Genomic DNA, 12,672 nt, shown 5'->3' with positions numbered 1-12,672 from the left:
CCGTTGGTGCAGGATCGGGAGGGCGGGGGGGGGGGCGGGCGAAGGACGATCGGCCGAGGCGAAGGCCCGTGCCGCTCACGCGAGATCGAGCGCGTCCGTGCAGTAGGCGGCGAGGGCGAGCAGCACGGTGTCGCTTTCGCCTGCCGCGGCGCACAGGCGAATCGACAGCGTTGGATGCGTGGTGCGGCAAGTCTCGACGAGCGCCGGCAGATCGCGCCGCGCGTGAGCGCCTTGCCCGAGGAAGATCGGTACCACGGTGATCTCGCGGCTGCCGGCGGCGGCGAGATCGTCGACGACCTGCGCCAGGCTCGGCGTCATGAGTTCGAGAAACGCAAGCCGGACGTCGACGTCGGGTCGCTGCGCGTGCAGCATCCCGCGCAGTCGCTCGAAAGGTTCGGCCCAGCGCGGATCGCGCGAGCCGTGCGCAAACAGCACGAGGCCGGCCTTGTCTGACATGACGACGTTCCTAGTGCTTGTCCACCCAGCGCAACGCCCCAATGGCGAGCACCAGATAGAGCAATGACGGCAATGCCGCCGTGAACCACGACGGCCACGTGTTGAGCAGCCCCAGATGCGAGAACAGGTTGTTGAGCAACTGGAAGCTCATGCCGAGCATGATCCCGCCGAACACCTTCAGGCCGATGGCCCCCGCGCGAGCGTGCAGATAAGCGAACGGCAGGGCCAGCGCCATCATCACGAAGACCGCGAACGGATAGAGCAGTTTCTGCCACAGCGCCAGGCTGTAACGGTCGGTGTTCTGCTGGTTTTCCTTCAGGTGGCCGATGTACTTGTACAGGCTGCCGATGGCCATGTTGTCGGGCGAGACCATCAGTACCGACAGGATCTGCGGCGTGAGCTCCGAGCGCATCTGCACCGTGTCGATATGGACCTGCTTGCTTTGCACGAGGGCGCGCAGCGGATCGGTGCTGCTCGTCGCGGTGTCGGTGGCGGTGAATACCGTCTCGGAGACGTCGGTGAGCTTCCAGAAGTTCGGCGCCTGGAACTGGCCCAGCCTGGCCAGGCGCACGCTGTCGAGCCGGAGCTTGTCGTCGAACTCGTAGATGCGCACGTTGGCAATCGTGTTGTCCGGGTTGAGCGTGCCGACGTTGATGAAGCGGGTCACGCGCGAGCCGTTCTGATCGACCGTGTCCTTGACCCAGACGCCCGAGCGGAAGCCCGACGACACCGAGCTGCCCAACGCCTCGAGACGAATCTTCTGCGCGAGCTGCTCGGCATTGGGCGCGACGTACTCGCCGATCACGAACGTGACGAGCACGATCGGGAACCCGATCTTGAGCAACGAACGCAGCGCCTGTCCGGTCGAGAGGCCCGAGACACGGAAAATCGTGAATTCCGAGTTGCCGGCCAGTTGCGCGCAGACATAGATGGCGGCGATGAGCGAGGCCACCGGAATGATTTCGTACATGCGCTGCGGCGCGAACAGCAGCACGTAGGCCAGCGCGTGCTGGAAACGATAACCGCCCCGGCCCACGTCGCCAAGCTCGCTCACGAGGTCGAAGAAGACGAACAGGCCGACGAACGCGAGCAGGACGAACAGAAACGCCAGGTAAATCTGACGCGCAAGGTACTTCTCGTAGACGCGCATCATCGGGCGCCTCCGGCGGCGCGCATGGTGCCTCGGCGGCGACCCAGCAACCCGCGGAAGCGCACACGGCGCACGTACAGCAGCACGATGACGAGCAAAGCGAGCGCGTGCAGCAGCCACACGCCGATGGCGAGCGGCAGCCGCTCTTGCGCGACGTACGCCTGCGACAGGCTCAGCAGGTTGGTGTAGCCCAGATAGATGAGTACGGCCATGACGAGGTTGATGGTGCGGCCGTGTCGCGGATTCTGGTAGGCCAGCGGCACCGCGAGCAGTACCAGCGACAGCGCGAGCAGCGGCAGGCCGATGCGCCAGACGATTTCCCCGCGGAAGATCGGATTCTGGATCTCGCGGAACAAACGGGCCGTCGGCACGCCCTTGGTCGGGGTGTTGTCGGTGGTGGTGGCGCTCGGATTGTCGATCTTCACGCCGTAGCGCTCGAACTCCATTACCCGGTAATCGGGCTGGCCGGGCACGCCGTCGTAGCGGCGACCTTTTTCCAGCACGATGTAGCGGTTGCCGTCCTTGGCGGTCTCGATATGGCCGTCTTTCGAGACGACCACGTTCACCTTGCCATTCTCGGTTCCCGAGACGAAGACGTTGTGCACCTTGGTCGCGTCCGGCGAGACGGTCTCCACGAAGAACACGCGATGGCTTGACGCGCTCTCGCGGAATTGCCCCGGCGAGATCATCGAGACGTCGTCGCGCTGTGCGAAGCGCGCCTCGAGCGCAGCGATCTGCTGGTTCGCCCACGGCCACGCGACGAGGGCGCAGAACGTGATGACCGCCAGATAAGGCGCGGCGAAGCGCAGCACCGGCTTGATGAAATCGGTGATGGACAACCCTGAGGCGAACCACACGACCATTTCGGAATCGCGGTACCAGCGGGTGAGGACGAAGAGGATCGAGACGAACAGCGTCACGATCAGAATGACGGCAAGGTAGCCGATCACGGCCAGGCCGATGAGCACGAGCACGTCGCGCGGGTCGGCTTTCCCCGACGCGGCGAAACCCAGGATGCGGATCATCATGGTGGTGAGCATGACGGTGATCAGCACCATGAAGACGGCCCCGGCGGTGTAGTTCAGCTCGCGCTGCAGGGAACGCTGAAAAATCATGTGATGACGATAGGGGTGCTCTCGCGGTTGGGCGAGCGGGGAAAAAAGCGGATAATTGCGGCTCGTACGAATTTTACCCGAGGAAAGCGCGATGGACTTTAGCACAAAAGCCTTCGATTCGACCAAGGCGGGCCAGGCCGGTCTTGCCAACGCAAAGACCGAGTGTCTGGTGGTGGGCGTGTTCGAGCAGCAACCGCTCGCCGGCCTTGCCAAGGCGCTCGACGCCGCTAGCAAGGGTCTGCTCGCGCGCATGGTCAAGCGCGGCGAACTCGATGGCAAGCTCGGCAGCACGCTGATGCTGCACGAGGTCGCCGGCTGGAGCCCGGCACGTGTGCTGTTCGTCGGCCTCGGTCGTGAAGACAAGCTTTCGCAAAAGGCGTTCAACGAAGCCACGCGCGCCGCCGCGCGCGCCGTGCTCGCCTCGCGCGCCGTCGACGCCCTGTGGACGCTGCCCCAGGCGACGGTCACCGCCCAGAACGCCGCCTGGGCGGTGCGCGCCTCGGTGATCGCGCTGCGCGACGCCACCTATCGTTTCACGCAGATGAAGAGCAAGGCCGAACCGTCGAGCACGGTGCTGCGCAAGGTCGTCTTCGCCGTCGCGCCCGACGAGCTCAAGGCCGCCAGGGTCGCTGCCCGCCATGGCGAGGCGATCGCCAACGGCATGGCGCTCACCAAGGACCTGGGCAATCTGCCAGGCAACGTCTGCACGCCCACGTATCTGGCCGACACCGCCCGCAAGCTCGCGCGCGAGTTCAAGCTCAAGGCCGAGATACTCGGGCCGAAGCAGATCGAAGCGCTCAAGATGGGGTCGTTCCTGTCGGTGGCGCGCGGTTCGGTTCAGCCGCCCCAGTTCATCGTGCTCAAGTACGAGGGCGGACCGGCCAGGCAGGCGCCGATCGTGCTGGTCGGCAAGGGCGTGACGTTCGACACGGGCGGCATCTCGCTCAAGCCGGGCGAGGCCATGGACGAGATGAAATACGACATGTGCGGCGCGGGTTCCGTGCTCGGCACGATCCGTGCGGTCGCCGAGATGGGCCTGAAGCTCAACGTCATCGCGGTCGTGCCGGCCACGGAGAACATGCCGGGCGGAAAGGCGACGAAACCGGGCGACGTGGTCACCAGCATGTCGGGCCAGACCATCGAAGTGCTCAATACCGACGCCGAGGGCCGTCTGATCCTATGCGACGCGCTGACCTACGCCGAGCGTTTCAAGCCGGCGGCCGTGATCGATGTCGCCACGCTCACGGGCGCGTGCATCATCGCACTCGGTCACGTGAATTCGGGCCTGTTCTCCAAGAGCGACGCGCTGGCCGACGAACTGCTGGCCGCCGGCCGGGCCACGGGCGACACGGCCTGGCGTCTGCCGGTCGAGGAGGAGTACCAGGAGCAGCTCAAGTCGAACTTCGCCGACGTGGCGAACATCGGCGGGCGCCCGGCCGGCAGCGTGACGGCGGCCTGCTTCCTGGCCCGCTTCGCCGAGAAATACGAGTGGGCTCACCTGGACATCGCGGGTACGGCCTGGAAGAGTGGGGCAGCCAAGGGCGCGACGGGCCGTCCGGTGCCGTTGCTTACACAGTTCCTGATCGATCGCGAAGCCCGGTGACGCGCGTCGACTTTCACACCCACGTGCCGAACCGGGTCGAGTATGCGTGCCGGTTCGCGCGCAAGGTCTACGGCGCCGGTCAGACCCTCGTGGTCGTCGGCGAGCCGGACGTGCTCAAGGCGTTCGACCAGACGCTGTGGACCTTCTCGCCGCTCGAGTTCGTGCCGCATTGCTTCACCCAGGACCCGCTCGCCGCGCAAACGCCCGTGGTACTCGCCGCGCCCGATGAGCCCGCGCAGCATCATCAGGTGCTGCTCAATCTCGCGGGCGTGGTGCCCACGCACTTCGCGCGCTTCGAGCGCGTGGTGGAAATCGTCGGCGACGCGCCCGACGAGCTCGCCGGCGCACGCGAGCGGTACCGCTTCTATCGCGATCGCGGCTACACCCTGAACAACTACGACCAACGAGGCTGACCGTGACGAACGAGCCCGAGCGCACCGACCCCGGCATCCCCACGCTGACCGAAGTGCTCGCGCCCGGCGAGGCGGCGCCCTCGCCTCCGAGGCAGACGTCCGCGGCGACTTCCGCCCCGGAGCAGGGCGTGCCCGCCGACGTCGCCGTTTTTGCCGAGCGCGTCAGCGCGCGGCTCACGTTGCAACTGGCCGACGAGATCACGACGATGGTGGAGCGCCGTTGTCACGACGCGCTGATCGACCAGACGTCATGGCTGGTCCAGTTGATCGGCAAGCAGGTGGCCGACGCGCTTCAGGCGCAGTTGCCCGACCGGATCCGGCAGGCGGTCATCGAAGAAGTCGCGAAGCAGGTGCGCTCGCAGGGCTAAGCCGAGACGGCTAGCGCGACATGCCCAGAATCCAGCGCGCCAGGCGGTTTGCCTCGCCCGGCGCGAGTTGCAAACCGGCGGGCATCGGCAGGCTGCCCCATTTTCCCCGGCTGCCGTCGGCGATGGAGCGCGCGAGTTCCTCGGCGGCGCCCGGCTTGCCCGCGTAACGTTTGGCAATGTCCCGGTACGACGGCGCGAGCAGTGTGCGGTCGGTGGCGTGACACGTCATGCAGTTGCGGGTGCGCGCAAGCGATTCGATCGCACGGGCGTCGGACTTGTCCTGCACATCATCGATGGCGGGCGTCGCGCCGGTCTGTGCGAACGCGGCGCTTGCCGCGACCATCAACCAGGCACCGACCATCGCTCCCGCACCCTTACCGGTAGTGGCTCTCATTCGTTACGTATGTCCGGAAAGTCGCCGGCAGGCCCCTGGGGCAGCCGGGCCGGGGCGGCATGGCACCGCCCGCCCGGCAGCCTTTCGTCTTTTTTAATCTGCCGGTCTCGAAACGTCTGGCTGGAATATAGCACTTGTCGTTGCCCGGCCGGTACGACAAAAAAGCGGCACGGTCGTCGCTGTCGACGAGCGTGCCGCGGGGCGAGCCAACGGGGCAGGGGACGCGAACCGTCCCCGCGAGCGCGAGGCTCAACCCGTCGCGCCACCCTTGTTGGCCGGTTGCGCGAGCGCGGCATATTTGGCCAGCACACCACGCGTGTAGCGCGGCGCCGGCGCTTTCCATGCCGCGCGACGTCGCGCGAGTTCATCGTCGGGCACGTTCAGCTGCAGCAGCAACTGGTGCGCATCGATGGTGATCGAGTCGCCTTCGTGCACCAGCGCGATGGTGCCCCCCACGAACGCCTCCGGCGCCACATGCCCGACGACCATGCCCCACGTGCCGCCGGAGAACCGCCCGTCGGTGATGAAACCGACCGACTCGCCGAGCCCCTTGCCGATGATGGCCGACGTCGGCGCCAGCATCTCGGGCATGCCGGGGCCGCCCTTCGGGCCGAGATAGCGCAGCACGAGAATGTCGCCTGCCCGGATCTTGTCGCCGAGGATCGCGTCCATTGCGCTTTGTTCGTCGTCGAACACGCGCGCCGGGCCCGTGATCACAGGGTTTTTCAGGCCGGTGATCTTGGCGACGGCGCCGTCTTCGGCCAGGTTGCCCTTGAGAATGGCGAGGTGGCCCTCCTTATAGAGTGCCTTGTCGATCGGGAAGATCACGTGCTGGTCGGCGCGCGGTACCGATGGCACGTCTTTGAGTTCCTCGGCGATCGTGCGGCCGGTGATCGTCATGCAGTCGCCATGCAGCAGCCCGGCGTCGAGCAGGATCTTCAGCACCTGAGGAATGCCGCCCGCCTTGTGCAGGTCAGTCGCCACGTACTTGCCCGAGGGCTTCAGATCGCAGATGACCGGCACGCGCGCGCGAATGCGCTCGAAGTCCTCGATGCGCCACTCGACGTCCGCCGCATGCGCGATGGCCAGATAGTGAAGCACGGCGTTCGTCGACCCGCCGGTCGCCATGATGAGCGCCACGGCGTTTTCGATGGATTTGCGCGTGATGATGTCGCGCGGCTTGAGGTCCTGCTTGACGGCTTCGACGAGTACGCGGGCCGATTCGGCGGCCGAGTCGACCTTCTCCTGATCGGGGTTGGCCATGGTCGACGAATACAGCAGCGACATGCCCAGCGCCTCGAACGAGGAGCTCATCGTGTTGGCCGTGTACATGCCGCCGCACGAACCGGTCGACGGGCAGGCGTTCTTCTCGATGCCCTTGAAATCCGCCTCGGTCATGCGTCCGGCCGTGAACTCGCCCACGGCCTCGAACGAGGAGACGATGGTGAGATCCTTGCCCTTCCAGTTGCCCGGCTTGATGGTGCCGCCGTAGACGTAGATGCCGGGCACGTTGATGCGGGCGAGGGCGATCATCCCGCCGGGCATGTTCTTGTCGCAGCCGCCAATCACGACCACGCCGTCCATCCACTGGCCCTGCACGGCGGTCTCGATGCAGTCGGCGATGACTTCGCGCGAGACGAGCGAGTACTTCATGCCCTCCGTGCCCATCGACATGCCGTCGGAAATGGTCGGGGTGCCGAATATCTGAGGATTGGCCTGATGGCGCTTGATGGCATCGACGGCGGCGTCCGCCAGTCGTTGCAGCCCCGCGTTGCACGGGGTGATCGTGGAATGGCCGTTGGCCACGCCGATCATCGGATTGTCGAAGTCTTCTTCCTGGTAGCCCAGCGCGTAGTACATCGAGCGGTTGGGCGAGCGTGCCACGCCTTGCGTGACGTTTCGCGAACGACGGTTGAATGCCATGACGGTCTCCTGTGGGGATGCGCTTGGCCACCCTCGACTGCCGCAGCGTTGCGCATAGGCGTTGTTGTATCACGCTGCCGTTTTGGCAGCACCCCCGGGTTCACCGGGGGCGCCGCCGCGCGGCGTCAGCCGCGCTTGGCCGTCTTCAGCTGCGACAGGTCGCGCACGGCGCCGCGGTCCGCCGAGGTGGCCAGCGCGGCGTAGGCCTGCAGGGCCTGCGACACCACGCGCTCGCGGTTCGCCGGCTGCCACGCCTTGTCGCCGCGGGCTTCCATGGCGGCGCGGCGGCGCGCCAGTTCGTCGTCGGACACGGCCAGATGCATCTTGCGCTGCGTGATGTCGATCTCGATCACGTCCCCGTCCTCGACCAGGCCGATGGTGCCACCCTCGGCCGCTTCCGGCGACGCGTGGCCGATCACCAGCCCCGACGAGCCACCCGAGAAGCGGCCGTCGGTGAACAGGGCGCAGGTCTTGCCCAGGCCCTTCGATTTCAGATACGAGGTCGGGTAGAGCATTTCCTGCATGCCCGGGCCGCCTTTCGGGCCTTCATAGCGAATGACGACCACGTCGCCCGGCTGGACCTTGTCGCCAAGAATCCCTTCGACGGCGTCGTCCTGGCTCTCGAACACGCGGGCGCGACCCGTGAAGACCCATTGCGATTCGTCCACGCCGGCCGTCTTCACGATGCACCCCTTCTCGGCGAGGTTGCCGTACAGCACGGCCAGGCCGCCGTCCTTGGTGTAGGCATGTTCCTTGTCGCGAATGCACCCCGTTTCACGGTTGAGGTCGAGCGCCGGATAGGTCGACGACTGGCTGAATGCGATGGTTGTGGGTACGCCGCCCGGCGCGGCGCTGTAGAACGTCTGTGCGCGATCGTTGGCGCTGTTCTTCACGTCCCAGGCGTCGATGGCGTTGCCGAGCGTGCCGCTGTGCACGTTGCCGCACGACGTGTCGAGCAGGCCGCCGCGGGCGAGCTCGGCCAGAATGCCGATGATGCCGCCTGCACGGTGCACGTCTTCGATGTGGTACTTGTCGGTCGCCGGCGCGGCCTTGCACAGGCAAGGCACGTTGCGCGAGATGCGGTCGATGTCCGCCATCTTGAAGTCCACGCCCGCTTCCTGCGCGGCGGCGAGCAGGTGCAGCACCGTGTTGGTGGAGCCGCCCATGGCGACGTCGAGCGCCATGGCGTTCTCGAACGCGGCCTTGGTGGCGATGTTGCGCGGCAGCACCGAGGCGTCGTCTTCCTGGTAATAGCGACGGCACAGGTCGACCACGAGGCGGCCGGCCTGCTCGAACAGGCCGCGACGCCAGGCGTGCGTGGCCACGATCGTGCCGTTGCCCGGCAGGGCCAGGCCGATGGCTTCGGTCAGGCAGTTCATCGAGTTGGCGGTAAACATGCCCGAGCACGAGCCGCACGTCGGGCAGGCGCTGCGCTCGACTTCGGCGACTTCGGCGTCGCTGACCTTCGGATCGGCGGCCTTGATCATGGCGTCGATCAGGTCGATCTTGGCGATCACCTGTCCGTCGCCCGACTTGACCTTGCCGGCCTCCATCGGGCCGCCCGAGACGAACACGACCGGGATGTTCAGGCGCATGGCGGCCATGAGCATGCCCGGGGTGATCTTGTCGCAGTTGGAAATGCAGACCATGGCGTCGGCGCAGTGCGCGTTGACCATGTATTCCACCGAGTCGGCGATCAGCTCGCGCGAGGGCAGCGAGTACAGCATGCCGCCGTGACCCATGGCGATGCCGTCATCCACGGCGATCGTGTTGAATTCCTTGGCCACGCCGCCTGCCGCCTCGATCTCCTTGGCGACGATGGCGCCCAGATCGCGCAGGTGCACGTGACCCGGCACGAACTGCGTGAAGGAGTTCACCACGGCGATGATCGGCTTGCCGAAGTCGCCGTCTTTCATGCCGGTGGCGCGCCACAGGGCGCGGGCGCCGGCCATGTTGCGGCCGTGGGTGGAGGTGCGGGAACGGTATTCAGGCATGGTCGTCTCTGTAACGCTGGGCTTGTGGGTCGGGGCCGTCAAGGCTCTGTTCGGGAGGGATCCGGGGCCTGGCATCGGCCGCATGCTGGCGCGATTGGCCCGATTGGCCCGATTGGCCCGATTTCAACGCGTCGTATCGAAAAAGCGATACGAAAACGTCAAACCGGCGCCGCGCCGGATCGCCATCGGACGTCAAGATTCGGCTTTCCTCGAATGCTTGTCAAATATATTATTTGACTCGGATTGAGTCGGTAAAAATATCATGGATTTACGTCAACTTCGATATTTCGTGGCGGTGGCCGAGGAGCGGCATTTCGGGCGCGCCGCACAGCGGCTGTCGATGACGCAGCCGCCACTCTCGCAGCAGATTCGGGCGCTCGAAGCGTCGCTCGGCGCACCGCTCTTCGTGCGCACCAATCGCTCGGTGGAACTCACCGCCGTGGGGCGTCAACTGCTGCCCGAGGTGCGGCGCATTCTGGCGGACGCCGATGCCTTGCCCGCGCTGGCGCAGGGCCTGGCGCATGGCGAGGTGGGCACGCTCTCGCTGGGTTTCGTCTCGACGGCCGATTACGGCATCCTGCCGCCGCTGTTGCGCGAGTTCGGCCAGCGCTACCCGCGCGTGCGCCTGCAACTGCTCGAGGCGACGAGCGACGTCCAGGTCGAGGCGCTCATGGACGGGCGGATCGATGCTGGGCTGTTCATCCCGCCCGTGCCGGCGCGCTACGCCAACGAACTGTCGTACCTGCCGATCGTGCGCGAGCCGCTGATGCTGGCGTTGCCTGCCGGACCGGACGGCAATGCCGACGCCACGGCATCGGGCGAGGTGGTGAGTCTGGCCGATTACGCCGACGAGCCGCTCGTGATCTTCCCGCGTCGCGTGGCGCCGGCGTTCCACGACATCATCATGGGCTGCTACGCGACGCTCGGGCTCACGCCCCGCGTGGGACAGGAAGCGATCCAGATGCAGACCATCGTCAGCCTTGTATCGGCCGGCATGGGCGTGGCGTTGGTGCCGCAGTCGCTTTGCCATCTGCGCCGCACCGGCGTGACCTATCGCGCGCTGCGCGAGTCCAGCACGCTCATCGAGACAGGACTGCTCTGGCGCACCGCGGAGGTCTCGCCGGTACTCCACGGCTTTCTCGAGACGGCGCGCGCCGTGGCGCACACGCCCCCGGACGCGACCCTGTTCGCCTGAGCCTCGGTCTCGCCCCGGCGCCTCGATCGGCCTGCCGCGATGGCACGGGCTCGTGGTATTGTGCTGGCCATCCCGTGCACGTGCACCGGCTCGCGGGCGCCGGTGCTTCATGCGAGCTCGACAATATGTCGTAACAGACGACGCGCCGCCCGTTCGTCGTCAGGCGGAACTTTTGTTCACGAATCGATTCTTCTGATCCATGCTGATTCATCCTCAATTCGACCCGGTCGCGATTCATCTCGGCCCGCTCGCCATCCGCTGGTACGGCCTGATGTATCTGGTCGGCTTCATCCTTTTCCTGCTCGTGGGCCGGCTGCGCGTGCGCCAGCCTTCCATTGCCGCGCAAGGCTGGAAGGCGCAGGATCTCGACGACATGCTGTTCTACGGCGTACTCGGCGTCATTCTTGGTGGACGGCTGGGCTATGTGCTCTTCTACAAGCCAGCGTTCTACCTGGCGAATCCGCTCGACATCTTCAGGGTGTGGGAAGGCGGCATGTCGTTTCACGGCGGCTTTCTCGGCGTGCTCGTCGCGATGTGGCTGTTCACGCGCCGTCGCGGTCAATCGCTGCTCGCGGGCACCGATCTCATCGCGCCGATGATTCCGCTCGGCCTCGCCGCCGGTCGTCTGGGCAACTTCATCAACGGCGAGCTGTGGGGCCGCGTGACGTCGCCCGACTCGCGCTTCGCCATGCTGTTCCCGCAAGCCGCCGCGGAAGACGCCCAGTGGGTGTTCGCGCATCCGCAGGCGATGGCCGATCAGGCCATGGCCACCGTCTTCGCCCAGTTCCACGGCCTGCCCCGCTATCCCTCGCAGTTGTTCGAGTTCGCGCTCGAAGGCGTGGCGCTGTTCCTGCTGCTGTGGATCTTCGCGCGTCGTGCGCGTCCGATCGGTGCGGTCTCGGGTATGTTCCTCGTCGGCTACGGGACGTTCCGTTTCCTCGCCGAATTCACGCGTGAGCCGGATGCCTTCCTCGGTCTGCTCTCGTTCGGCCTGTCGATGGGACAGTGGCTGTCGATGCCGATGATCGTGGCGGGCATCGCCATGCTGGTATGGTCGTATCGCCGCCGTCCGGTGGGGTCGCCCGCCTGACACGCCCCCGTCGCGCATCGAACACGAACCAAGGGCCGCCGGAGTTTCGCTCCGGCGGCCCTTGGCTTTGCGGGCATGACGCGACGTCGGCACCCCGCCAGGCGCTAGCTCGCCTTGCGCTCCAGTGCGCGCAACGAGGCCATCAGATCCGCGAATCGTTCGCCCTGCACGGTGACGTGCCCGCGCAGATGCTCGGACGCGGCGTCGGCGTCGCCCGCTTCGATGGCGCGAAACACGGCGTCGTGTTCGGAGAAGGATTGGTGTGGCCGATCGCGCACGCGGAGTTGCAGGCGACGATAGACGCGCAGACGCCGGTGCAGTTGCAATGCGGTTTCCTGCAGATAGGCGTTGTGGCTTGCCTGATAGATGAGCGCATGGAAGTGCGCATTGACCTCGTAATAGGTGTCGATGTCGCGCGCCTCGGCGGCCGCGCGGCTGGCCTCGTGCGTGGCGCGCAGCTCGGCGAGTTCCTCATCGGTGATGCGGCGCGCGGCGAGCCGTCCGCACATCGACTCGAGTTCCGCCATCACTTCGAACATTTCGCACAGGCGCTGTGGGTCGATCTGGGCGACGACCGCGCCCCGGCGAGGCCGGATCTCGATCACGCCTGACGACGCCAACTGAATCAGCGCCTCGCGCAGGGGCGTGCGCGACACGCCGAAGGCGGTGGCGAGTTCGACCTCGTCGAGGCGCATGCCGGGGGGATACTCGCCCACGGCGATCTTCTCCTCGATCGCCTGTCGCAGCGCTTCGGATCGCTTCGGTTTTACCGTCATGACGCTCTCGCTCGGTCCGGATTCGGCCCCGTCGATAGGGGGGACAAGAAATGCATGGCTGTCAAAGTAACGCGCATGCCCCGGCTTGAAGATCGGGGTTTACGCGAAAAATGTATTTTTTGATCGGCCAATTTGTATACACGATTTTCGTTTAACTATACGATTTCATTCCGAGAGCGGCAACTCGCGCCCTCG

General features: G+C 66.1%; 12 protein-coding genes. 5 read left to right on the top strand and 7 right to left on the bottom strand.

The window, feature by feature from the left end; genetic code table 11:
• Positions 1–75: 75 nt before the first annotated feature.
• The 3 genes from PMO31116_RS14415 to lptF are packed head-to-tail and all read right to left on the bottom strand — an operon-like array spanning position 76 to position 2,721.
• Entirely contained in the window at positions 76–456 is a 381-nt protein-coding gene (locus PMO31116_RS14415) for a sirohydrochlorin chelatase (protein WP_150567321.1), read from the bottom strand.
• Positions 457–466: 10 nt separating this feature from the next.
• Positions 467–1,606, bottom strand: a complete 1,140-nt coding sequence (gene lptG / locus PMO31116_RS14410) for an LPS export ABC transporter permease LptG (protein ID WP_150567462.1) — start codon at positions 1,604–1,606, stop codon at positions 467–469.
• Complete coding sequence (lptF, locus tag PMO31116_RS14405) at positions 1,606–2,721, bottom strand: LPS export ABC transporter permease LptF (protein ID WP_150567320.1); 1,116 nt, start codon at positions 2,719–2,721, stop codon at positions 1,606–1,608. The genes lptG and lptF overlap by 1 nt, the downstream gene beginning before the upstream one ends.
• Positions 2,722–2,812: 91 nt before the next feature.
• Between lptF and PMO31116_RS14400 the strand changes: the two genes are divergently transcribed.
• Genes PMO31116_RS14400 through PMO31116_RS14390 form a run of 3 tightly spaced genes read left to right on the top strand, consistent with a single transcriptional unit; the run spans position 2,813 to position 5,105 of the window.
• Positions 2,813–4,324, top strand: coding sequence for a leucyl aminopeptidase (locus tag PMO31116_RS14400; protein WP_150567319.1), 1,512 nt, complete (start codon positions 2,813–2,815; stop codon positions 4,322–4,324).
• Entirely contained in the window at positions 4,321–4,737 is a 417-nt protein-coding gene (locus PMO31116_RS14395) for a DNA polymerase III subunit chi (RefSeq protein WP_023597173.1), read from the top strand. Before PMO31116_RS14400 ends, PMO31116_RS14395 begins: the two co-directional genes overlap by 4 nt.
• A 2-nt stretch (positions 4,738–4,739) precedes the next feature.
• Positions 4,740–5,105, top strand: coding sequence for a DUF2486 family protein (locus PMO31116_RS14390; protein WP_174971323.1), 366 nt, complete (start codon positions 4,740–4,742; stop codon positions 5,103–5,105).
• A 10-nt stretch (positions 5,106–5,115) separates the two neighbouring features.
• Here the strand turns inward: PMO31116_RS14390 and PMO31116_RS14385 are convergent, their stop codons facing one another.
• The 3 genes from PMO31116_RS14385 to ilvD (PMO31116_RS14375) all read right to left on the bottom strand — a co-directional run bounded on the left by PMO31116_RS14385 (position 5,116) and on the right by ilvD (PMO31116_RS14375) (position 9,416).
• The gene (locus PMO31116_RS14385; RefSeq protein WP_246185298.1) at positions 5,116–5,499 is read right to left on the bottom strand and encodes a c-type cytochrome; all 384 of its coding nucleotides are present in this window, start codon (positions 5,497–5,499) and stop codon (positions 5,116–5,118) included.
• Between the two features lie 249 nt (positions 5,500–5,748).
• Entirely contained in the window at positions 5,749–7,422 is a 1,674-nt protein-coding gene (gene ilvD / locus PMO31116_RS14380; RefSeq protein ID WP_150567317.1) for a dihydroxy-acid dehydratase, read from the bottom strand.
• 125 nt (positions 7,423–7,547) lie between these two features.
• Positions 7,548–9,416, bottom strand: a complete 1,869-nt coding sequence (ilvD, locus tag PMO31116_RS14375) for a dihydroxy-acid dehydratase (RefSeq protein ID WP_023597169.1) — start codon at positions 9,414–9,416, stop codon at positions 7,548–7,550.
• 262 nt (positions 9,417–9,678) lie between these two features.
• On the opposite strand from ilvD (PMO31116_RS14375), the gene PMO31116_RS14370 reads away from it, so the two are divergent.
• Together PMO31116_RS14370 and lgt are read left to right on the top strand one after the other, a co-directional pair.
• The gene (locus PMO31116_RS14370) at positions 9,679–10,611 is read left to right on the top strand and encodes a LysR family transcriptional regulator (RefSeq protein ID WP_150567316.1); all 933 of its coding nucleotides are present in this window, start codon (positions 9,679–9,681) and stop codon (positions 10,609–10,611) included.
• Positions 10,612–10,810: 199 nt separating this feature from the next.
• Complete coding sequence (gene lgt, locus PMO31116_RS14365; RefSeq protein ID WP_150567315.1) at positions 10,811–11,701, top strand: prolipoprotein diacylglyceryl transferase; 891 nt, start codon at positions 10,811–10,813, stop codon at positions 11,699–11,701.
• Between the two features lie 104 nt (positions 11,702–11,805).
• Here the strand turns inward: lgt and PMO31116_RS14360 are convergent, their stop codons facing one another.
• Positions 11,806–12,477, bottom strand: coding sequence for a GntR family transcriptional regulator (locus tag PMO31116_RS14360; RefSeq protein WP_023597166.1), 672 nt, complete (start codon positions 12,475–12,477; stop codon positions 11,806–11,808).
• Between the last annotated feature and the right edge of the window lie 195 nt (positions 12,478–12,672).

It is taken from the genome of Pandoraea morbifera, from assembly GCF_902459575.1.
GTDB classification, from domain to species: Bacteria; Pseudomonadota; Gammaproteobacteria; order Burkholderiales; family Burkholderiaceae; genus Pandoraea; species Pandoraea morbifera.
The sequence above is the reverse complement of the archived record's forward strand: the minus strand, read 5'-3'. Positions and strand labels throughout refer to the sequence as shown.

What these genes read in the sequence shown, in the direction of transcription:
- ilvD (WP_023597169.1), bottom strand. Translation starts at nt 9,416, where the DNA reads ATGCCTGAATACCGTTCCCGCACCTCCACCCACGGCCGCAACATGGCC.
- PMO31116_RS14370 (WP_150567316.1), top strand. Translation starts at nt 9,679, where the DNA reads ATGGATTTACGTCAACTTCGATATTTCGTGGCGGTGGCCGAGGAGCGG.
- PMO31116_RS14415 (WP_150567321.1), bottom strand. Translation starts at nt 456, where the DNA reads ATGTCAGACAAGGCCGGCCTCGTGCTGTTTGCGCACGGCTCGCGCGAT.
- lptF (WP_150567320.1), bottom strand. Translation starts at nt 2,721, where the DNA reads ATGATTTTTCAGCGTTCCCTGCAGCGCGAGCTGAACTACACCGCCGGG.
- PMO31116_RS14400 (WP_150567319.1), top strand. Translation starts at nt 2,813, where the DNA reads ATGGACTTTAGCACAAAAGCCTTCGATTCGACCAAGGCGGGCCAGGCC.
- lptG (WP_150567462.1), bottom strand. Translation starts at nt 1,606, where the DNA reads ATGCGCGTCTACGAGAAGTACCTTGCGCGTCAGATTTACCTGGCGTTT.
- PMO31116_RS14385 (WP_246185298.1), bottom strand. Translation starts at nt 5,499, where the DNA reads ATGAGAGCCACTACCGGTAAGGGTGCGGGAGCGATGGTCGGTGCCTGG.
- lgt (WP_150567315.1), top strand. Translation starts at nt 10,811, where the DNA reads ATGCTGATTCATCCTCAATTCGACCCGGTCGCGATTCATCTCGGCCCG.
- PMO31116_RS14360 (WP_023597166.1), bottom strand. Translation starts at nt 12,477, where the DNA reads ATGACGGTAAAACCGAAGCGATCCGAAGCGCTGCGACAGGCGATCGAG.
- ilvD (WP_150567317.1), bottom strand. Translation starts at nt 7,422, where the DNA reads ATGGCATTCAACCGTCGTTCGCGAAACGTCACGCAAGGCGTGGCACGC.